We start from the raw sequence: 18,701 nt of genomic DNA, 5'->3' as shown, positions 1-18,701 counted from the left end.
GTGCCCACTTCCCGACAAAGACCCTGGGCATGCGCGCCCGGTCATACTCCACTCCCCTGTCCATCAGCCCCCTAACCCGCGACCTTTCATTTTTGTGAAGGCTATCACATACAACATGCAGGAGACCGGATATTAACAATCCTCCCGGAAGCCGATTCGGGGGCCTCGGCTACCCGGCCGAGCGCCTCAAGTGGTACCGCGGCGGCATGCAGATGTGGCACGCCTTCGGCCTGACCACGGTCGAGGGCGAGACCGACGGCTAGCCCGAGAGGACACCTGCCTCGTCGTTGCAAGCGCAGCGACGCCATCGGCCAGACCAGGGCACAGCCCCACCCGATTACTTCGCGGTGCTCGCAAGGACGGAATGGGTGGCGAATCGGCGGTGACTCCGCCAGGCAGCGAATCAGCTACTTCGGCTCCGCCATCAAGGCCTCGACCGTGGCGATGACATCGGGGTCGTCCCACTCAATGGCGCTGTTGACCGAATAGCGCACGCGGCCGTCACGATCGAGAATGAACGAACTGGGGAAGGCAAAAACGCGCCAATCGGCAGCCACCCGTCCGTCGAAGTCCATCAGGACCGGGAAATCCACCTGCACCTCTTGCATGAAGGCCGTGATGTGCTCGGCGCTTTCCTGATAATTGACCGATACGATGGCGAAGCCCTCGCCCAGGGTCTCGGCCATGCGGTTCATCGACGGGATCTCGTGCACGCAGGGCGGACACCAGCTGGCCCAGAAATTCAGCAGCACCACCTGGCCGTCGTAATCGGACAGCGACTGCTCGTCACCCAGGTGATCGGTCAGCGCGAAGTCCGCGACCGGCCGTGGACGATCGCGCGCCACCAGCCCGCGGCCGACTTCGATCGCACGGGTGGCCTCCGGCAGCGGCGCGGCCGCCAGCGGGCGCGGGACGCTGGCCAGGAGCCGGCCCGCCTGCAGCAGTTGCGCAGGCAGGCGCTCGGCCGCGGCCTGTTCCTCCGGCTCGGGATCGGTGCGGCGCAGGTAATAGAAGTCGCGCACATCCGGGACCGTCTGCACGAACACCGCACTGCCGCCGCGGCGCAGGTCGGTCAGGATGTCGTCCAGGTGCCAGCGATAGACGCCCTGTGCGGGCTGCAGCAGAAAGACCGGCAGACTGGTAGCACGCACCACATCGACGAACTCGGCGTGGGCACCCGCCACCGGCGTGTCGACCATCAGGTTGGGGAAGGCCAGCGCCGCACCGAGTACGTAGGCCTCTTCGGGGCCGTCCTCCTGCCACTGACGCAGGCCGCGCAGGGCGGTGATCGCCGGGCGGCCCGAGGCGACCAGCATCACCTGCTTGCCGGTCTGCGCGTGCGCCGCGCGCAGCAATGCGGCCACACTGACGCCATCCAGGCTGCGCATGCTCTCATTGGTGCGCGGGAGGAAATGGGCATCCAGCAGATCGACCTGCCAGACCTCCACGCCCATCGCCGCCAGCTCGTGCCCGAAGCGCGCATGGTTGGCGTGTTCGCCCGCCTGCGGAAGCAGCCACAGGTAGAGCCGATCGCCAGTGGCCGGGTACACGGTGACGCCCAGGTCGACGCCGGCCGGATCGGTGACTGTCAACGTCCGCGATTCAACCTCTCCGGCACCCGCCGGCGGAAACAGCAGAAGCAGAGACAGCAGCAGGCACAGACGCGGCAGGAATCGTGTCGACACGCGGGCATCCATCAAGGGAACCAACCGCGACTATAGCGTCCCGTCATGCCCGCGGGAACGCCGCCCGGAAGAGCCCCGAGGGATTGGGTCAGCGCGGGTGCGTATGCCGGAACGTGCGTAGACGGCGGGTCTTTTCCACCATGCGCCAGAGGGAACGGCAGTTGTTGTAGCGCGAGACGTGCTGCAGCGGCACCCAGAGGATGTCGTTCGACTCGTCGCTGCCGGGCACCGGCAGGCGGTCGTCGATTTCCAGCAGGAAGCGCACGTCGATGTGCTCGTGCATCGGGAAATGCGGGCTGGCCGGGATGGTGTGGATATCGAGATCGAAGACATCCTCTTCCACCAGGCGGATCTGCTCGGGGGCGAGGCCAGTCTCTTCGTGGGTCTCGCGCAGCGCCACCTGCAGGATGTCGGCCTGGCCGTCGGCATGCCCGCCGGGCTGGAACCAGCGGTGGTGCTTGCCGTGCAGCAGCAACAGGGCCTGCTCACGGTCGGGGCTGACCACCCAGGCGGAACCGGTTACATGCGCGGGCAGGAGATCGCAGTGGAAGCAGTCCGGGTGCTCGCTGACGAACTCCAGGGCGCGGCGGACGTAGCCGGCCTCCTCGATGAAGGTCGTCTGGTGTCGGGCGAGCAGGTCCAGCAGCTGGGCGCGATGCATCTCAGGTCCCGGCGGGGTTGTGCAGCGCGTGGATCGCCGCACGCGCCGCCTCGTCCACGTCGCCTTCCCGTCCCGCGAGGGTCAAGCGACCAAAAGCGCCGACTGCGCGCACGTCGATCAGCGAAACATTGGATGCCTTCAGTGCCTGGTTCGCGGCATAAATGATGTAGCCGGCCGGTTCCGCCTCGAGGATGAACATGCTCTGGTCCGGCAGGATCATGTTCCCGCGGCGGTTCTGGCGGTTGATCAACACGGTGTGGTCCGGGGTCATCCCACGGATGGTCTCCTGCCACGGGATGCGACAGGGCTGGCGGTCCTCCTGGCTGGCACCGAGACGCTCCAGCAGCACCCGGCCGGCCTCGATCACCTCGCTCTGGCTGCGATGGTGAATCACCATGGAGCCGAATTCGCGCTCCACCACCTGCTGCGCGAGGTGCACGTTGGTCGCCTTCAGTGCGACGTCGGTCAGGCGGTGCACCGCCATCCCCGGGGACACTTCCACCCACAGGCAGGAGTCTCCCGGAACGGGCAGGAAGCCCTGGGAGACCGTAGCCATGTATTCCGCCAGCTGCGGCTGGAGGGAATCCATGTAGACGTAGGTGCGCAGCTGGATCATCGATTCGCTCTGGGCCAGGGCCCGCGGCCCATGGTTCCCGCACGTTGCGGCCCGAACCCGCGCGGGAATTCGCGCACGCCTCATGCAAGCCGCCCCGAAATGGGCGGGCTCGCGTGCACACGCGGGAGAATTGGAGGACGTATTGTGAACGCAGCGCGCGCCAAGCTCAACGTTGAGTGCCTTCAGGGGCCGGCCTTCGGGCGGCCACACGTCCCGGGAAGACGCTCGTATAATGCAACGCCAACCCCGCAGCCACAGGGATTGTCATGCCGAAGCAGGATGCGGAACACCTCCTCGCCAGCGTGGAAGACGCCGATCTCGATCTGGCCGAGACCCTGCGCCAGCTCGTGGACTGGCTGCGCCCGGAAGACCCGCGCAATGTCGCGCCGGTGATCTCCCGTATTGAGCAGTTAACCCTCGCCCTGGGCGAGAACCCGCGCCTGCAGGACCGGCTGCGTGAGCGCCTGGAGGACGGGCTGGAGGACGCCCGGCACCTGACGCTGTACACCGGGATCGGGCTGTTCTCGCGCAAGGGTTTCTTCCGCGAGGCCGCGGAGCTGATCTACGAGCGGATCAATCCGCGCCCGATGGACCGGGGCGACCTGAAAGACGTGCTTTATCACGTGTTTCACCAGACCGATGACGCCGCCTGGGTTGCGGCCCTGCCGGATGATGCCTGGTGGCGCCTGCTGGAGGCCCTGGGCTGCCTGACCGGGGAACACCCCGGGGTCCTGCAACGGGCGCGCGAGGAGATCCTCTACGCCCTGGAGATGCTGTCGATCTGGGTGGCCGCGGAGGAGCTGGAGCCGGAACTGCTGCGCCTGGACCCATCGATCGCCGAGCACAACTCGGCCTTTGTCGCCCAGGAGCGCGAGATCTCCGCCTACGTGCGTGACTACCGCGCCGCGCTGGAAGACCCCGATCACGAGCGCATGGATGACCGCCATGCCCGGGTGCTACTGGAGCAGTGCAGCGAGCAGATCGCGCGCCTGCGCCAGCTGGCCATCACCCATGGCAACAGCCTGTCGCTCACCCACCTTCTGGAACGTCTGGACCAGACCCTCGGCCGCATTCACAAGCTACTGGACCTGCTGGAGCCGGACGCGGACCGCGACACGCGCGCGGCCTCGGTCGGGGTGTTCCGCGAACTCATCACCATCAGCGCCCGCCAGCACGGCGTACGCGCGCTGTGGCAGGACAACATCAAGCTGGTCTCGCGCAGCATCACCCAGCAAGTCAGCGACACCGGCGAGCACTACATCACGCAGTCGCGCGGCGAATACTTCCAGATGCTGCGCTCCGGAGCCGGCGCCGGGCTGATCATCGCGGTCATGGCCCTGATCAAAATCCAGATCGAATCCCTGGGACTGTCCCACGCGGTCAACACCCTGTGGGTGAGCCTGAACTACGGCCTCGGCTTTGTGCTGATCCACATCCTGCATTTCACCGTGGCCACCAAGCAGCCGGCCATGACCGCCGCGCGTCTGGCCGCCGCCATCGAAGAAAGCGAACGCGGCACAGCCGATCCACGAACGATGGCCGATCTCCTGATGCGGGTGGGCCGTTCGCAGTTCGCCGCCGTACTCGGCAACGTGGGCATCGCGCTGCCGACCGCCATCCTGATCGGTCTGTTTGCGGCGGGTCTGTTCAGCGCACCAGTCCTGTCCGGTCGTGAGGTCGACTACCTCGTGGACGGGCTGCACCCGATCATGGGCCTGGCGCTATTCTTTGCCGCGATCGCCGGAGTCTGGCTGTTCGTCTCCGGCCTGATTGCGGGCTTCTTCGACAACCGCTGCGCCTACCTCGACCTGCCCGGCCGCCTGCGCGAGCATCCGCTGCTGCGCCGGTTGCTGCCGACCGGGGCACGCCACCGCCTGGCCGACTGGATCGGCCACAACTACGGTGCACTGATCGGCAACTTCCTGTTCGGCGTGCTTCTGGGAGTGACCGGATATGTCGGCTACCTGCTGAACCTGCCCCTGGACATCCAGCACGTCGCCTTTGCCTCGGCCAACCTCGGCTATGTCACCGCCAGCGAAGCGCCCGGGCTGGGCATGTTCGTCCTGTTTCTGGGGTTCGTGCTGCTGATCGGGGCGGTCAACCTGTGGGTCAGCTTCGGGCTCGCGCTGTACGTTGCGCTGCGCGCCCGTGGCGTGCGCATCGGGACCTTTGGCCGCGTCGTTCGCGCCTATGGTCGCCACCTGCGCGAACGTCCGGGCGAATTCCTGTTCCCGCCCGGCGCGCAGACCACGACCAACGGAGGCGACGACGAGTCCGATGCTCGTTAGCAGGGCCTTGCGTCTGCTGGCGCCGACACTCGCGCTATCGCTCGCCGGCTGTGCCGGGACGGTACCCAGCCCCTCCGGTGACGAGACCCGCACCCCGATGATCGCCTCCGAGGTGATCCACACGACGGATGGCGACCGGCTGCCGCTGCACCGCTGGGGGCCGGACACCCCCGAGCAGGTTGTGCTGGCCCTGCACGGCTTCAACGACCACGGTGGCAGCATGCAGGCGCTGGGCGAGGCGCTGGCCGGGCACGCCATTGCGGTGTATGCCTATGACCAGCGCGGCTTCGGAGCCACGCGCAACGCTGGCTACTGGTCCGGTCACCGCCTGCTGGCCGAGGACGCCCGCACCGCACTCCGGCTGCTGCAAGAGCGCTACCCCGACCAGACGCCCTACCTGATCGGCAAGAGCATGGGCGGCGCTGTCGCGCTGCTGGCGATGGAGGAAACGACCGATTCCGCCACTGCATCGCCCCGGGTCGCCGGCACGGTCCTGATCGCCCCGGCGGTCTGGAGCCGTGGCGACATGCCCTGGTATCAGCGCTTCGGCCTGTGGCTCGGGACGCGCCTGGCGCCCGGCTGGCGCCTGGACGGCGAGATGGCCGCTGACCTCGACATCCACCCCACCGATGACCCCGCGGTGCTACAACAGATGCGTGACGACCCGCTGGTGTTGCGTGATGCCCGCATCGATGCCCTGGACGGCCTGACCACCCTGATGACCCACGCGCTGGAGGCGGGCCCGGCTTTGCCCCCACCGAGCCTGACGCTGTACGGAGCGCGCGACGATCTGGTGCCACCCTTGCCCCTGGCGCGCCTGCTGGAGGCCCTGAGCGCCCAGGGATCCGATGACCATCGGGCCGCGCTGTACCCCGAGGGCTATCACATGCTGACCCGGTATACCGGGGCCGAGACCACGTTCGACGACATCGCCGCCTGGCTGCGGGACCCCCAAGGAAGCCTCCCCTCGGGCCACGAACGCTCGCCCGACGCCCTGGCGCAGTACCTGCGCGAAAAGCACTGACTCGGGTTTCTCTGGCCACCACCGCGCGCTGGCGCTACGGTGGACCCAGCCAACCTTCGGAGAACGCCCTATGAGCCACTCGACCCCCAACCGCCTCGACGACCTGGTTGCCCGCAGCCGCCGCGACCAGGCGGAACGGGAACAGGGCTACCGCGAGCAAGCGTTGAAGATGTATCCGTGGGTATGCGGCCGCTGCGGGCGCGAATTCACCCGCGTCAATCTGCGCGAGCTAACCGTGCACCACCGCGACCACAACCACGACAACAATCCATCCGACGGCAGCAACTGGGAGCTGCTGTGCCTGTACTGCCACGACAACGAACACCAGCGCTACACCGACGCCACTCCGGGCAGCGGGAATACGGCGAGCACCTCCTCGGCCACCCACAACCCGTTTGCCGGGCTGGCCGGGTTGCTTGACACGAACGACCGGGGCGGCGACGACTCGAAGGCGTAGAACGACTGCGGGCTGGAGTCGGCATCGGGTCAGAGCCGGCGCCACCAGAACTGCAATGGCTTGAGGCTCTCCTGCCTCTCGCCGATATCCGGCCACGGGAAGTGGCCAACCCGCCCCTCGGCGCGCCGGTAGCCGCGCTTCTTCCAGAACCCGTCCAGGGGCCGGTAACCGGCCGGGCGTCGCGGGTGATCCTCCGGGCGCACCACCGCGCAGAAGGTGGCATGGGCAAAGCCCAGGCGCCGCGCTGCCGCCTCGCGCTCGTCGAAGAACCGATGCCCCGCCCCCTGGCCGCGGAAGTCCGGCTCCAGTACCGATTCCGCCAGGTAGTAATACGCCGCCGGGTCCAGTCCTTGCTCAAGGAAGGGAGCCTGGAATTCCGCCTCGGCCGCAGCCAGCGGCAGCGCAGTGGAGGCCCCCACGACGCGATCACCTTCCAGCGCGAGTACCAGCGTACTGTCCGGGCAGTCGACGTAGTCCTGCAGATACCGCTCTTCGTACTCCGCGCTGCCGTCGTAGAGATATGGCCACTCGCGGAAGACTGCGATGCGCAGGCGTGCAACATCCTCCAGATAGGGGGCAATCCCCGCCCCTCCCACGCTCCTGAACTCCATTCGTCCTCCCGGCATGGCAATCAAACCGGCGCCGGCGTGTCCGCAGGGGCCTCTCGGCCGACACCACGCAAGAGGCGCCCAAGGATATCCGACCCACTCAATATCCGGCGCTGACTATCGGTCCACAGCAGGATCACGTCGTCCCCAACCACCGTGTCGCCGCTGCTGGCCGGGCGCACCCGGAAATGGGGTACCAGGCTGCCCAGCCGGTGGCTGCCATCACGCACGACCAGCGGGTGATGGCAGTGATGGTGGGGATCGAACCGCTCCGGCGCAAACAGCGCCTCGCGGGTAAAATCCGCGACCCGGATCACCGTGCGCGGCTCGCCCTCGGGATCGATGACCACCATCCAGCTGCGACCCGGCCCATTGAGTCGACGCAGGAACGCATCATCGGTACGGGGCTCGATCGCCGGGAACACCGGACGCCCGGCCTCGAAGTCCAGCGTGATCACGCTGTCCGGGGCCAGCGCCTGGCCCTCGTGTTGCACCAGGATGTCGTCCAGCTCGAGGAAATTCCGCGCGCCCCGCCCCTCGACCCGGGTAATCTCGCTGCCGTGGGCCTGCATGTGCAGGTCGATCAGGTGATGCAGATCCCGCTCGGGGAAGAAGCGAATCTCCTCGCCCCCCAGCCAGCGGTCCAGCACCCAGGCAGTGGGCCGTGCCACCGGGTACATCAGGATCTGGTAGAAGCGCAGCAGTGGATACAGCGCCCCCGCGACCCGCAGGGCATGCCGCGAAAAGTAGGACTGCGGCAGAATCTCGGCAAAGATCGTGATCACCACGGTAGAGAACAGGAATGCCGCCACGCCGCCCATCACCGAACCCGACAACAACGCCAGCAGCACGTTGACGGAGACGTTTCCCCAGAGAATGGTCACCAGGGCAAAGTTGGCATCGGCGCGCAGGGCCAGCAGGCGCTCCGCGCGCCGGTCGCCCTTCTGCGCCTCGACCTCCAGCTCCAGCTTGCTGCGCGAGAACAGTCCGAGATTGAGTCCGGACAGAATCGCCGATTGGGACAGGCAGACGAGGATACCCAGCCAGGTGAGGACGCTCATGGGGTCTTTTCCTTGGGCAACACGGCGCACGAACGGGAGAGGCTTCAGGGTACCGCGTGGCAAGCCGTGCGCGCCCGCACGGAACGTACGTTTCGTCATGCCAAGCCGCACCCGCAAACCGGCAAAACATCTACACTCGGAGATGGGGCCGATGCCTGTCGGGCCGGCGCCACAGCGGCCCGGTACGTCAGGAAACGGCCGGTCGGGCCACCGAATACGCTACAGGAGGATCTGCATGGATACTGTCTGGATCGTTGTCGCCGACGCCGCACGAGCCCGCATCTTCACCTGCGAGGGCCGTGCCTGCCAGGGGATGCACGAGAGCGAGACGCTCTCGCACAGCGAATCCCGCGCCCACAATCAGGATCTCGTCTCGGATCGTCCCGGGCGCAGCTGGAGCAGCGCCAGCGGGGACGCCCGCCACGCCATGCAGGACAGCACCGACCCCGCCGCCAACGAGCGCAACCGCTTTGCCCGACAGGTGGCCGAACGCCTCAAGTCCGCCCATAACGACGGCACCTTCAAAAAACTGGTGATCGTCGCCGCCCCCTCGTTCCTGGGCGCCCTGCGCGAAATGCTGGACCCGACCGTCGCCCATAGCGTCACCGCCGAGGTCGCCAAGAACATCACCAAGTCGACCGACGCCACCACCCTGCGCAAGCACCTGCCCGACTTCCTCTACTAGGCACCATTCCAGCCCTGGCCCCGCATAGCGGGGCCAGGGTGCGACCGGTCGGACCCAACGCCCCTCAACGCTTGCCGAGATCGTCCGGCTGCAGCGTGCCCAGCAGGCGCGGGCCGTCGGCGTGTGGCTCGAACACCGCCATTTCCGCCTCCTCGATTTCCACATCCGCGGCGTGGCGCAGGTTGAGATCGTGGCCCACAACGACGATGTTTTTCTCCGGATCCCTGGGCGGAGTATTTAGATGCCCCCGAAGGCCTTCGATCAGGTCCTCGCGGCGTTCATCGTCCTGGATAATCGGCAGATTGTAGAGCTCGGTCCGAATCTCGTAGTCACCGAAGGCATAGTGCGCGGTCTCCCAGTTACGGCAGAACTCGCTGGTCAGTACCTGCTCCACCGGGATCGCGTAATGCTCGAAGCCCTTGCCCACCTGGCGCGCCTGCTCGCGCCCGTGCGTGCTCAGATTGCGCTGTCCTTCGCAATCGTCCATGTCGGACAGGTCGTAGTCGTCATGCGAACGATCGGTCGCCGCATGCCGCCAGTACACCACCAGCCCACCCGCCTGCATACGCTCGATCAGCGCATCCGGTGCCAGCGTCTCCGCATCTGCGGTACCGAACGCCACCAGCAACAGGGCCAGGATTGCGCTCAGCATCCCATTTCGCATGCCGTCCTCCTCGCGAGTGATGGATTCGGTGTTTCCCTTGTGTGCGGACGCTCTGCGGCCGCGGTACCCGGCACCCACCGGGCCCGCGCCTCACAGTCTCCCGGGGCTCAGTCGAAATCGTCGGGCGTCAGCACCCCGAGTACCCGGGGCGAGTCGCTGCCGGGCTCGAACACGGCGATTTCACCCTCGTCGATGCGCACCCGGGCGGCCTGCTGAAGATTGATGTTGTGGCCCACGATCACCACGTTCTTCCCGGCATCCCCCGGCGCCGTCACCAGATAGCGCCGCAATGCATCGAGTAACTCCTGCTGGCGCTGACGGTCACGCACGGGCGGCACATTGAACAGGTCGTCACGGACCTCCCAGGAATCCTCGCCGAAGGCAATCCGGGCGCTGTCGACATTGCGGCAGAAGGGCGAACTCAGGATGCGCTCGACCGGGATCGCGTGGCGTTCGAAGCCCTCGCCCACCTGACGCGCCTGCTCGTGCCCGCGGTCGTCGAGATTGCGCTGCCCCTCGCAACGGCTCATGTCGGACAGGTCGGTGTCCCGCTGGCTGCGGTCGGTGGCCGCATGCCGCCAGTAGATCACCAGCCCACCCGCCTGCATGCGCTCGATCAGCGCATCCGGGGCCAGTGTGTCGGCGCTCGCGGTTACGGGGGGAAATCCAAGGATGATCAGGAACAAGAACCAGCGCCGAAGCATCGGGACCTCCAGTGAGGAAGGGGTTCAACGAAGCAAGAGACCGTCACCCAAGGGCATCGGTTCGATATATGTTCTGGGCGCAACCATCCGCCTGGCGCGTTGACGCCCCCCGACCCCAGCCCTAGTATGCCGTCACCCCCTTGCCCGGAAACCCGCGTCCCCATGACCTATTGTGTCGCCATCGATCTGGACGACGGTCTCGTCTTCGCCTCCGACTCCCGCACCAATGCCGGCGTCGACCAGGTCAGCACCTACAGCAAGATGCACACCTTCGAGATCGAGGGTCAGCGGGTCTTTGTGGTCCTCGCTGCCGGCAACCTCGCCACTACGCAATCCGTGGTACAGCAGCTCAAACGGGACATGGAAGAAGGTGCCGACGAGAGCCTGGCCACCGTGGAGCGCATGTCGGATGCGGCCGACTATCTGGGCCGGCTCAACCGCGAAGAGGCGGAAAAGCACTCCGAGGCACTGTCCCGCTCCGGCATCAAGGCCGAGGCCACGCTGATCATCGGCGGCCAGATCGGCCAGGACGCGCCGGCGATCTTCATGGTTTACCCGCAGGGCAACTACATCACCACCTCGCAGCAGACACGCTTCTTGCAGATCGGCGAGAGCAAATACGGCAAGCCGATTCTGGACCGCATCATCGACCCGACCACCCCGCTGGGCGATGCCGCGCGCTGTGCCCTGGTCTCCATCGACTCGACGATCCGTTCGAACCTGACCGTGGGGCCACCGATCGAGGTGATGGTCTATGAGCGCGGCACCCTGACCTTCGACCATTACCTGTGCCTGGAGACGGACGACGACTACCTGCGGTCGCTCACCCAGGCCTGGGACATGAACATCAAGAAGGCCTTCACCGACCTGCCGCGCTTCGACTGGGAATCCGCCCACGAACGCAAGCTGCGCGGGACGCGCGTCAGCCGCGGCTCCGGCAAGACGGCGGGGTCTTCCTCGGCCAAGACGAAAAAGCCGCGGCGCTGAACACCGCAGCGCGGCGACGCTACGCCGCCTGAGTCTGCACCTGCGCCGGCGAGGCCAGGAACCAGGTCTCGGCGTTCGCGCCGTGAATATCTCCGATATCCCGCTGCAGCACGTCGATGAAGGCGTGCAGGGCCTCTTCCTTGATCAATTCGTCCACGTGCGCATCGGCCGCGTGACGGCGCCCCTGGATCACCAGGCGCAGGGGCAGTTCGTTGTTCGGCAGTTTTTCCAGCGCGTCCTGTACCTGGGTCAGGGCGTGGGTAACCGACCGCGGGAAGGCGGTGTCCTGCAACAGGTAGCGCACCACATCCACGCCGTTGATGCGCCGCTTCACATGCTGACGATACATCTGGAAGCCGCTCTCCGAACGCAGGATGCTGGTCCACAGCAGTCCCTCGTAGGGGCCCGGGTCCTCGCCGTCCTTCTTCAGGTGGCGCAGTGCGCCAACGTCGATCTGCCGCGTCCCCATGTCGGCCCGCTCCAGGTTGCGCCCCAGGCGGATAAAGTCGTAGGCGGCATCGTGGCTCATGGTTCCGGCCAGCAGCCCGGTCAGGGTCTGGCAGCGCTGGATCACGTCCGAGAGGAATTCGAAACGCCCGCGCTTGCCGATACCCTGATCGATATGGTCGCGCGCGAACAGATAGAGTTCGTTCATCACCTCCCAGGCCTCGGAGGGCACCAGATCGCGCGTGGTGCGAACGTTCTCGCGCGCGGCGCGCAGGGAGTTGAGGATGGAACTGGGGTTGTCGGCATCGGCCAGCAGGAACTTCACGCAGTTACGTTCATCTTCGCGCTGGTAGTGGTTGTCGAACAGGGCCTCGTTACCGGTGACGTCCACCAGCCCCTTCCAGGACAGCTGCACCGATTTCGGCATGTCCAGCGCCAGCAGATTGAAGGCCATGACCATGCGCGCCGTGTTCTCGGCACGCTCAACGTAGCGCGCCATCCAGTACACGCGTTCTGCGACTCTCGAGAGCATCTTAGTTCTCCTCGTCCACGATCCAGGTGTCCTTGCTGCCCCCGCCCTGCGAGGAGTTCACCACCAGCGAGCCCTTGCGCATCGCCACGCGGGTCAGCCCGCCGGCGGTCACGTCGGTGCGCACCCCCTGCAGGACGAACGGGCGCAGATCCAGGTGCCGCGGTTCGATCTCGTCACCGCACAGCGTCGGGGCCACCGAAAGGTCCAGCGTCGGCTGGGCGATGTAGTTGCGCGGGTCTTTCTTGATCAGCTGGGCGAACTCGGCCCGTTGCTTCTTGGTTGCGTGCGGGCCGACCAGCATGCCGTAGCCACCGGACTCATTGGCCGGCTTCACCACCAGCTCGTCAAGGTGATCCAGCACGTAGGCACGATCCTTCTCGTTGACGCAGAGATAAGTCGGCACGTTGGGGATGATCGGTTCCTGATCCAGGTAATAGCGGATAATGTCCGGCACAAAGGCATACATCACCTTGTCGTCGGCCACGCCCGCGCCCGGCGCGTTGGCGAGCCCCACGTTGCCCTGGCGCCAGGCGCGCATCAGCCCGGGCACGCCCAGCATCGAATCCGGATTGAAGACCTCCGGATCCAGGAACTCGTCGTCGATGCGCCGGTAGATGACGTCGACGCGCTCCAGACCATCGATGGTGCGCATGTAGACGCAGTCGTCGTCGCCGACCACCAGATCCGCGCCCTCCACCAGCTCCGCGCCCATGCGCTGGGCGAGGAAGGAGTGCTCGAAGTAGGCCGAGTTGTAGATCCCCGGCGTCAGCACCGCGATCTCCGGGTAGTCCTGCGGACGCGGCGAGATCGAGGCGAGCATGTCGAACAGCTGGGTGGGATATTCATCCACCGGCAGGATGCTGGAACTCTCGAAAAGCTCCGGGAACACCCGCTTGGTGACTTGCCGATTCTCCAGCATGTACGACACGCCGGAGGGCACGCGGAGGTTGTCCTCCAGCACGTAGAACTGCCCCGAGCCGTCGCGCACCAGGTCCGAGCCGCAGATGTGTGCCCAGACGCCCTGCGGCGGCTTGATGCCAACACACTGTTCGCGGAAGTTCTTTGACTGGTTCAGGACGTAGCGCGGAATCACCTTGTCCTGGAAGATCCGCTGCTCGTTGTAGATATCGTCAATGAACAGATTCAGGGCATTCAGGCGCTGCTCCAGGCCGGCCGTGACCTGATCCCATTCCTTGCGCGCAATGACCCGCGGGATGATGTCGAACGGCCAGGCGCGGTCGATGTTCTCGCCTTCGGTGTAGACCGTGAAGCTGATACCCATCTCGAGAATCGCGCTGTCCGCGGCCTGCTTGCGGCTGTGGATCTCGCCCGCGTCCAGCGAGGCCAGGTATTCCGCGAGTGCCCGAGCCGGAGGGCGTGGCTGGCCAGGTTTCTCGATCAGTTCGTCGTAAAACGGGGCGGAATCGTATTGCTTCCAGTCGATGGCCATTCGTCGGGTCCTCTGACGCGGGGATGGTGTTGTTCTACAGTAACGCCTTTTGGCGACAGTCGACGTTTCTGCCCACAGCGTTTCGTCCGGCCCGCCCCGACCGAGGTTCCCATGTCCGACGCACTCGAACAGCGCCTGATCGAACTCTACCGCCACCCAAAGATCCAGGGATGCAACTGGCAGCCACGGTTGTTCTGGTATGCGGCCGCAGACGGCACGCCCTTCGGCAGGTTGCGGGTGGACGGGCGGGAACTGGAGGTGTTCCTGGCAACAATCCTGGGGGAACCTTCAACGGAACAGGCCGGGCTGGATGCCGAGCGGGACGGCCGCGGGCAGTTTCTCGCCGCCAATGCGCGGCGCCACGAGCTGCCGTTGTTCACCCGCCGCTGACCAGCCATGGCCTTGTCACAAGCCCTGCCATCGCAAGGAATGTGGCGACATGGCGGCCTTCCTGGGCGGCCAGGCAACCGAACCGAACAAAACGCAGGGGATACGGACGGAGGTTGCTTCGTCGCTACGCTCCTCGCAATCACGGTGCTCGTGGCGGCGCCATGCGAGGACGAACGTTCAGACAGGCTTGCGGAATTCGACCTGTTTCCAGTAGCCGAACAGGCTGGCCGGGGCGACCATGCAGGGCTCCTGCCCGGTCACGCGCACGAAGTCCTCGTATTCCATGTCCGGCCGGAACCCAACGGCCTTCGACAGCGGCCGCAGGCAGCGCTCGACGCCGCGCAACAACCATTGCTGCGAGGCAAAGTGGTTGACCACCAGCAAGCGTCCCCCGGGGCGGCAGACTCGCCACATCTCGGCGAACAGGGCATCGGGGTTGGGTACCACGGTGGCCACATACATCGCGACCACCGCATCAAAGCTATTGTCGGCGAAGCCGAGCTGTTCGGCATCCATCTCGCACAGGCCGGATACCGCCGGCAGACCGCCGTTCAGGCGCCCACGCGCAACCTCCAGCATCTCGCGGGATACATCGATCCCCACCACCTCGCAGTCATCCGGATAATCCGGCAGCGAGATCCCGGTGCCGACCCCGACCTCCAGGATGCGCTTGCCCGAGACCGGCGCTAGGGTCTCCCGCGCGCTGGCCCGCCCGGTCGCGAACACTCGACCGAAGGTGGCATCGTAGTGGCGAGCGTAGCGCCGGTAACTTTTGCGAATGCTGACGAGGTCCATGCCCACGCGTCCCGAGTCTGAATGGCCGGGCGCCGGAAAAAGCAACGCCCGTGATCGAAGCGAGTCCGATCAGGACTCGGGTTCGACCGCCTTCATGCTCAGACGGATGCGGCCCTGCTTGTCCACTTCCAGGACCCGCACCGTCACCGAATCCCCTTCCGAGAGGAAATCGCCGACGCTCTCGACACGTTCGTCGGAGATCTGCGAGATGTGGACCAGACCGTCACGGCCCGGCAGGATCGAGACGAACGCCCCGAAGTCCATGATCTTCGCCACCTTCCCGGTGTACTGGCGCCCGACCTCGATATCCGCGGTCAGCTCTTCGATACGGCGCTTGGCCTCGAGGCCCGCCGCCTGATCAGTGGAGGCGACCTTCACCGTGCCGTCGTCCTGGATGTCGATCGTCGCGCCGGTCTCTTCGGTCAGTGCGCGAATGGTCGCCCCGCCCTTGCCGATCACGTCGCGGATCTTGTCCGGGTTGATCTTCATCGTAATGAAGCGCGGCGCGTGCGAGGACATCTCGTCACGATGATGCGGCAGCACTTCGTTCATGCATCCGAGGATATGCATGCGGCCTTCACGGGCCTGGGCCAGCGCCCGCTCCATGATCTCGCGGGTGATCCCGTCGATCTTGATGTCCATCTGCAACGCGGTCACGCCGTCGTTGGTGCCGGCCACCTTGAAGTCCATGTCCCCCAGATGGTCCTCATCGCCGAGGATGTCGGAGAGCACGGCGAAGCGATCGCCTTCCTTGATCAGGCCCATCGCAATACCTGCAACCGGGGCCTTCAGCGGCACGCCGGCATCCATCAGCGCCAGCGAGGTACCGCAGACAGAGGCCATGGAGCTGGACCCGTTGGATTCGGTGATCTCGGAGACCACGCGAAGCACATAGGGGAAGTCCGCCTCGTTCGGCATCACCGCCTGCACGCCACGCTTGGCGAGGCGCCCGTGGCCGATCTCGCGGCGCTTGGGTGACCCGACAAAGCCGGTTTCGCCGGTGCAGTAAGGCGGGAAGTTGTAGTGCAGCATGAAACGGTCGCGGCGCTCGCCTTCCAGGGCGTCGATGATCTGGGCATCGCGATCGGTGCCGAGGGTGGCCACCACCATCGCCTGCGTCTCGCCCCGGGTAAACACGGCGGAGCCGTGCGCACGCGGCAGCACGCCCGTATCCACGTGGATCGGGCGTACCGTCTTGGTGTCGCGGCCATCGATGCGCGGGTTGCCGTCGAGGATACGATCACGGACCAGGCGGTACTCCAGGTCGTGGAAGGCCGTCTTCACGTCATCCAGGCTGGGCCCGGACTCGTCTTCACTGACTAGGGCCTCCACGGCCTTGCCGCGCAGATCGCCAATGCGCTGCGTGCGCGCCTGCTTCTCGGCGATCTGGTACGCCTCTACCAGTTCTTCGCCGACCACCCCCTGGATCTGCTCCTCGAGCGATTCGAGCGACGCCGTCGGCTGCCACTCCCACGCGGGCTTGCCGGCCTCGGCCGCCAGTTCCTTGATTGCCTGGATCGCGGCCTGCATCTGCTCGTGGCCGTACATCACCGCACCCAGCATCACCTCTTCGGAGAGCTGGTTGGCCTCGGATTCCACCATCAGCACGGCGTTCTCGGTACCCGCCACGACAAGATCAAGGTCGGAATCCGCCAGGGCGCTGTAGGTCGGGTTCAGCAGGTATTCACCGGCGCGGTAACCGACCCGCGCGGCGCCAATCGGACCGGCGAAGGGCACGCCGGAGAGCGCCAGCGCGGCCGAGGTCCCGAGCATCGCGGGGATATCGGGATCCACCTCGGGGTTGATCGACATAACCGTCGCGACCACCTGGGTCTCGTTCTTGAAGCCTTCCGGGAACAGCGGACGGATCGGTCGGTCGATCAGGCGGCAAGTCAGGGTTTCCTTCTCGCTCGGGCGCCCCTCGCGCTTGAAGAATCCACCCGGAATCTTGCCGGCCGCGTAGGTGCGTTCCTGGTAGTTCACGGTCAGGGGGAAGAAGTCTCGGCCCGGGTCGGCTTCCTTGCGAGCCACCACGGTGACCAGCACCACGGTCTCGGCCATATTGACGATGACGGCGCCACTGGCCTGACGAGCGATGTCACCGGTTTCGAAGGTGACCGTATGGTTTCCGTACTGGAATGACTTCTTGTATGCCACGTTATTTCCCGTTTCCCGTGTTCTTGCGACTTTGATGCCTGAATTCTGGCTCTCGCGACCCATTGGTGCCGGCCCGAAAGCGAACGGGCCCGCACCAATGGCGCGGGCCCGTCATGCCGGCCTTAGCGGCGCAGCCCAAGCTCCTGAACCAGGGCCTGATAGCGTTCCTGGTCATGACGCTTGAGATAGGTCAGCAACTTGCGGCGCGTGCTGACCATCTTCAACAGGCCGCGGCGCGAGTGATGATCCTGCTTGTGCTTGTCGAAGTGCCCCATCAGATGCTGGATGCGGGCCGTCAGCAGCGCGACCTGGACTTCCGGCGAACCGGTGTCGTTGGGATCGCGCTTGTGCTTCTCGACGATGGCCGATTTTTCTTCGGTGGTGAGCGACATGAAAACCTGACTCCTGAAAAATTTCTAAACCGTTAACCGACCAGTGGCGCTGGCGATAGGCGGGCAATGGTAGCACGACGCACGACGACGTGAACAGAAAGAGACCGGGCACGCTCAGGCCGGCGCGTGCGCCGCCGGCACGAACAAACGCCGCGCCCGGATCTGCCCGTCGGGGTCGCGAACACCGACCGCCAGGAAGCGGCCACCATCATCAAAAATCCGCACCAGGGGCCAGCCAGTATCCCCTTCGTACGGCGCATCCGCCGCCCCTGGGGCCTGCCCGACCACGGCGGTCGGCGCGGCCGGGTTGCCATGGCGCATGGCGGCGCTGGCGGCGGCGTCGAGCGTGACCGACGGCCAGTGCGCCAGCGCCGCCTCCGCCGGTTGCAGCAAGGCCTCGATGGCGGCGACCCCGCCCGCCTCGAAGGCCGCCTCAATGGCCTCCAGCGAGACCATCGCGGCGGCATCGAAGTGGCCGTGCCCGACCCGGTGCAACGTATCCACCGCCGCTCCACAACCGAGCGCATGCCCGATGTCGGCAACCAGCGAACGGATATAGGTCCCCTTGGAACAGTGCACCTTCAAACGCAGGCCATCCGCCGCGATCTGCTCGATCTCCAGGGAATGGATCTGCACCGGACGCGGGGGGCGGTCCACCTCCACCCCCTGACGCGCGAGCTCGTACAGGCGCTTGCCCTGATGCTTTAGGGCCGAGACCATTGGCGGGACCTGCGCCTGGTCGCCACTGAACCGCCGCTCCAGCTCGCGCAGGGTGGCCGGCTCGATGGGCGGCACCGCCGCCTCGCGGATCACTGCGCCATCGAGGTCCGCGCTGTCCGTCTCCACACCCAGGCGCGCCTCGGCGACATAGCGCTTGTCCGCATCCAGCAGCCAGCCGGAGACCTTGGTGGCCTGCCCGAAGCACAACGGCAAAAGGCCCGTCGCCCGCGGGTCCAGTGCCCCGGTATGACCGGCCTTCTTCGCCTGCAACAGATACTTGACCCGGCCCAGCGCCTGGTTGGAACTGCGCCCCCGCGGCTTGTCCAGCAACAGGATGCCGTCGACGTCGCGACGCTTGCTCGCCATGGATGAACCGCC

At 66.1% G+C, this 18,701-nt stretch carries 19 protein-coding genes and 1 pseudogene; 7 read left to right on the top strand and 13 right to left on the bottom strand.

Going from position 1 to position 18,701, the window contains the following annotated elements:
• Positions 1–164: 164 nt before the first annotated feature.
• Positions 165–263 (top strand): annotated as a pseudogene (locus G315_RS14575) (rhodanese-like domain-containing protein); the annotation flags it as partial.
• A gap of 144 nt (positions 264–407) precedes the next feature.
• On the opposite strand, the gene G315_RS0111245 reads toward G315_RS14575, so the two are convergent.
• The 3 genes from G315_RS0111245 to G315_RS0111235 form a co-directional block, all read right to left on the bottom strand.
• Entirely contained in the window at positions 408–1,697 is a 1,290-nt protein-coding gene (locus G315_RS0111245; protein WP_019612523.1) for a TlpA disulfide reductase family protein, read from the bottom strand.
• A 76-nt stretch (positions 1,698–1,773) separates the two neighbouring features.
• Positions 1,774–2,346, bottom strand: a complete 573-nt coding sequence (locus tag G315_RS0111240; RefSeq protein WP_018146202.1) for an NUDIX hydrolase — start codon at positions 2,344–2,346, stop codon at positions 1,774–1,776.
• 1 nt (position 2,347) lies between these two features.
• Positions 2,348–2,962 (bottom strand): BMC domain-containing protein, encoded by a 615-nt coding sequence (locus tag G315_RS0111235; protein WP_018146203.1) that lies wholly within the window; start codon positions 2,960–2,962, stop codon positions 2,348–2,350.
• Between the two features lie 266 nt (positions 2,963–3,228).
• On the opposite strand from G315_RS0111235, the gene G315_RS0111230 reads away from it, so the two are divergent.
• The 3 genes from G315_RS0111230 (at position 3,229) to G315_RS0111220 (ending at position 6,731) form a co-directional block, all read left to right on the top strand.
• Complete coding sequence (locus tag G315_RS0111230; protein ID WP_018146204.1) at positions 3,229–5,250, top strand: site-specific recombinase; 2,022 nt, start codon at positions 3,229–3,231, stop codon at positions 5,248–5,250.
• Positions 5,240–6,274 (top strand): alpha/beta fold hydrolase, encoded by a 1,035-nt coding sequence (locus G315_RS0111225; protein ID WP_038032303.1) that lies wholly within the window; start codon positions 5,240–5,242, stop codon positions 6,272–6,274. The genes G315_RS0111230 and G315_RS0111225 overlap by 11 nt, the downstream gene beginning before the upstream one ends.
• Before the next feature lie 70 nt (positions 6,275–6,344).
• Entirely contained in the window at positions 6,345–6,731 is a 387-nt protein-coding gene (locus tag G315_RS0111220) for a YajD family HNH nuclease (RefSeq protein ID WP_018146206.1), read from the top strand.
• A gap of 29 nt (positions 6,732–6,760) precedes the next feature.
• Here the strand turns inward: G315_RS0111220 and G315_RS0111215 are convergent, their stop codons facing one another.
• Positions 6,761–7,342 carry a GNAT family N-acetyltransferase gene (locus G315_RS0111215; RefSeq protein ID WP_019612521.1) on the bottom strand — a complete coding sequence of 194 codons (582 nt, stop codon included), beginning with the start codon at positions 7,340–7,342 and terminating at the stop codon, positions 6,761–6,763.
• A 20-nt stretch (positions 7,343–7,362) separates the two neighbouring features.
• Complete coding sequence (locus tag G315_RS0111210) at positions 7,363–8,400, bottom strand: DUF21 domain-containing protein (RefSeq protein ID WP_018146208.1); 1,038 nt, start codon at positions 8,398–8,400, stop codon at positions 7,363–7,365.
• A gap of 235 nt (positions 8,401–8,635) precedes the next feature.
• On the opposite strand from G315_RS0111210, the gene G315_RS0111205 reads away from it, so the two are divergent.
• Positions 8,636–9,085 carry a host attachment protein gene (locus tag G315_RS0111205; RefSeq protein ID WP_018146209.1) on the top strand — a complete coding sequence of 150 codons (450 nt, stop codon included), beginning with the start codon at positions 8,636–8,638 and terminating at the stop codon, positions 9,083–9,085.
• 64 nt (positions 9,086–9,149) lie between these two features.
• On the opposite strand, the gene G315_RS0111200 is transcribed toward G315_RS0111205, so the two are convergent.
• Positions 9,150–9,749, bottom strand: a complete 600-nt coding sequence (locus G315_RS0111200; protein ID WP_019612520.1) for a histidine phosphatase family protein — start codon at positions 9,747–9,749, stop codon at positions 9,150–9,152.
• Positions 9,750–9,856: 107 nt separating this feature from the next.
• The gene (locus tag G315_RS0111195; protein WP_018146211.1) at positions 9,857–10,453 is read right to left on the bottom strand and encodes a histidine phosphatase family protein; all 597 of its coding nucleotides are present in this window, start codon (positions 10,451–10,453) and stop codon (positions 9,857–9,859) included.
• 162 nt (positions 10,454–10,615) lie between these two features.
• Here G315_RS0111195 and G315_RS0111190 point away from each other — a divergent pair, with 162 nt between their 5' ends.
• The gene (locus tag G315_RS0111190; protein ID WP_018146212.1) at positions 10,616–11,440 is read left to right on the top strand and encodes a proteasome-type protease; all 825 of its coding nucleotides are present in this window, start codon (positions 10,616–10,618) and stop codon (positions 11,438–11,440) included.
• Positions 11,441–11,459: 19 nt separating this feature from the next.
• Here G315_RS0111190 and G315_RS0111185 read toward each other — a convergent pair whose 3' ends face one another.
• Together G315_RS0111185 and G315_RS0111180 are read right to left on the bottom strand one after the other, a co-directional pair.
• Positions 11,460–12,419 (bottom strand): alpha-E domain-containing protein, encoded by a 960-nt coding sequence (locus G315_RS0111185; protein ID WP_026313083.1) that lies wholly within the window; start codon positions 12,417–12,419, stop codon positions 11,460–11,462.
• 1 nt (position 12,420) lies between these two features.
• The gene (locus G315_RS0111180; RefSeq protein ID WP_018146214.1) at positions 12,421–13,869 is read right to left on the bottom strand and encodes a circularly permuted type 2 ATP-grasp protein; all 1,449 of its coding nucleotides are present in this window, start codon (positions 13,867–13,869) and stop codon (positions 12,421–12,423) included.
• Positions 13,870–13,980: 111 nt separating this feature from the next.
• On the opposite strand from G315_RS0111180, the gene G315_RS0111175 reads away from it, so the two are divergent.
• Positions 13,981–14,259: a hypothetical protein gene (locus tag G315_RS0111175; protein ID WP_018146215.1), complete on the top strand. Its 279-nt coding sequence runs from the start codon at positions 13,981–13,983 to the stop codon at positions 14,257–14,259.
• A 177-nt stretch (positions 14,260–14,436) separates the two neighbouring features.
• Here the strand turns inward: G315_RS0111175 and G315_RS0111170 are convergent, their stop codons facing one another.
• The 4 genes from G315_RS0111170 to truB form a co-directional block, all read right to left on the bottom strand.
• Positions 14,437–15,054, bottom strand: a complete 618-nt coding sequence (locus G315_RS0111170) for a class I SAM-dependent methyltransferase (protein ID WP_018146216.1) — start codon at positions 15,052–15,054, stop codon at positions 14,437–14,439.
• 69 nt (positions 15,055–15,123) lie between these two features.
• Positions 15,124–17,211, bottom strand: coding sequence for a polyribonucleotide nucleotidyltransferase (pnp, locus tag G315_RS0111165; RefSeq protein ID WP_018146217.1), 2,088 nt, complete (start codon positions 17,209–17,211; stop codon positions 15,124–15,126).
• Positions 17,212–17,333: 122 nt separating this feature from the next.
• Entirely contained in the window at positions 17,334–17,603 is a 270-nt protein-coding gene (gene rpsO, locus G315_RS0111160) for a 30S ribosomal protein S15 (protein ID WP_018146218.1), read from the bottom strand.
• Positions 17,604–17,717: 114 nt separating this feature from the next.
• Positions 17,718–18,689 (bottom strand): tRNA pseudouridine(55) synthase TruB, encoded by a 972-nt coding sequence (gene truB / locus G315_RS0111155; protein WP_018146219.1) that lies wholly within the window; start codon positions 18,687–18,689, stop codon positions 17,718–17,720.
• Positions 18,690–18,701 lie beyond the last annotated feature (12 nt).

This window comes from Thioalkalivibrio sp. AKL7 (genome assembly GCF_000381705.1).
Taxonomy (GTDB): Bacteria; Pseudomonadota; Gammaproteobacteria; order Ectothiorhodospirales; family Ectothiorhodospiraceae; genus Thioalkalivibrio; species Thioalkalivibrio versutus.
This window is presented reverse-complemented; position numbering and strand designations above follow the sequence as displayed.

Excerpts from the sequence above, each read along its gene's own strand:
- G315_RS0111175 (WP_018146215.1), top strand. The coding sequence starts at position 13,981 with ATGTCCGACGCACTCGAACAGCGCCTGATCGAACTCTACCGCCACCCA.
- G315_RS0111180 (WP_018146214.1), bottom strand. The coding sequence starts at position 13,869 with ATGGCCATCGACTGGAAGCAATACGATTCCGCCCCGTTTTACGACGAA.
- G315_RS0111200 (WP_019612520.1), bottom strand. The coding sequence starts at position 9,749 with ATGCGAAATGGGATGCTGAGCGCAATCCTGGCCCTGTTGCTGGTGGCG.
- truB (WP_018146219.1), bottom strand. The coding sequence starts at position 18,689 with ATGGCGAGCAAGCGTCGCGACGTCGACGGCATCCTGTTGCTGGACAAG.
- G315_RS0111195 (WP_018146211.1), bottom strand. The coding sequence starts at position 10,453 with ATGCTTCGGCGCTGGTTCTTGTTCCTGATCATCCTTGGATTTCCCCCC.
- G315_RS0111210 (WP_018146208.1), bottom strand. The coding sequence starts at position 8,400 with ATGAGCGTCCTCACCTGGCTGGGTATCCTCGTCTGCCTGTCCCAATCG.
- G315_RS0111190 (WP_018146212.1), top strand. The coding sequence starts at position 10,616 with ATGACCTATTGTGTCGCCATCGATCTGGACGACGGTCTCGTCTTCGCC.
- G315_RS0111220 (WP_018146206.1), top strand. The coding sequence starts at position 6,345 with ATGAGCCACTCGACCCCCAACCGCCTCGACGACCTGGTTGCCCGCAGC.
- G315_RS0111240 (WP_018146202.1), bottom strand. The coding sequence starts at position 2,346 with ATGCATCGCGCCCAGCTGCTGGACCTGCTCGCCCGACACCAGACGACC.
- G315_RS0111215 (WP_019612521.1), bottom strand. The coding sequence starts at position 7,342 with ATGGAGTTCAGGAGCGTGGGAGGGGCGGGGATTGCCCCCTATCTGGAG.
- G315_RS0111235 (WP_018146203.1), bottom strand. The coding sequence starts at position 2,962 with ATGATCCAGCTGCGCACCTACGTCTACATGGATTCCCTCCAGCCGCAG.
- G315_RS0111225 (WP_038032303.1), top strand. The coding sequence starts at position 5,240 with ATGCTCGTTAGCAGGGCCTTGCGTCTGCTGGCGCCGACACTCGCGCTA.
- G315_RS0111245 (WP_019612523.1), bottom strand. The coding sequence starts at position 1,697 with ATGGATGCCCGCGTGTCGACACGATTCCTGCCGCGTCTGTGCCTGCTG.
- rpsO (WP_018146218.1), bottom strand. The coding sequence starts at position 17,603 with ATGTCGCTCACCACCGAAGAAAAATCGGCCATCGTCGAGAAGCACAAG.
- G315_RS0111185 (WP_026313083.1), bottom strand. The coding sequence starts at position 12,419 with ATGCTCTCGAGAGTCGCAGAACGCGTGTACTGGATGGCGCGCTACGTT.
- G315_RS0111205 (WP_018146209.1), top strand. The coding sequence starts at position 8,636 with ATGGATACTGTCTGGATCGTTGTCGCCGACGCCGCACGAGCCCGCATC.
- G315_RS0111170 (WP_018146216.1), bottom strand. The coding sequence starts at position 15,054 with ATGGACCTCGTCAGCATTCGCAAAAGTTACCGGCGCTACGCTCGCCAC.
- G315_RS0111230 (WP_018146204.1), top strand. The coding sequence starts at position 3,229 with ATGCCGAAGCAGGATGCGGAACACCTCCTCGCCAGCGTGGAAGACGCC.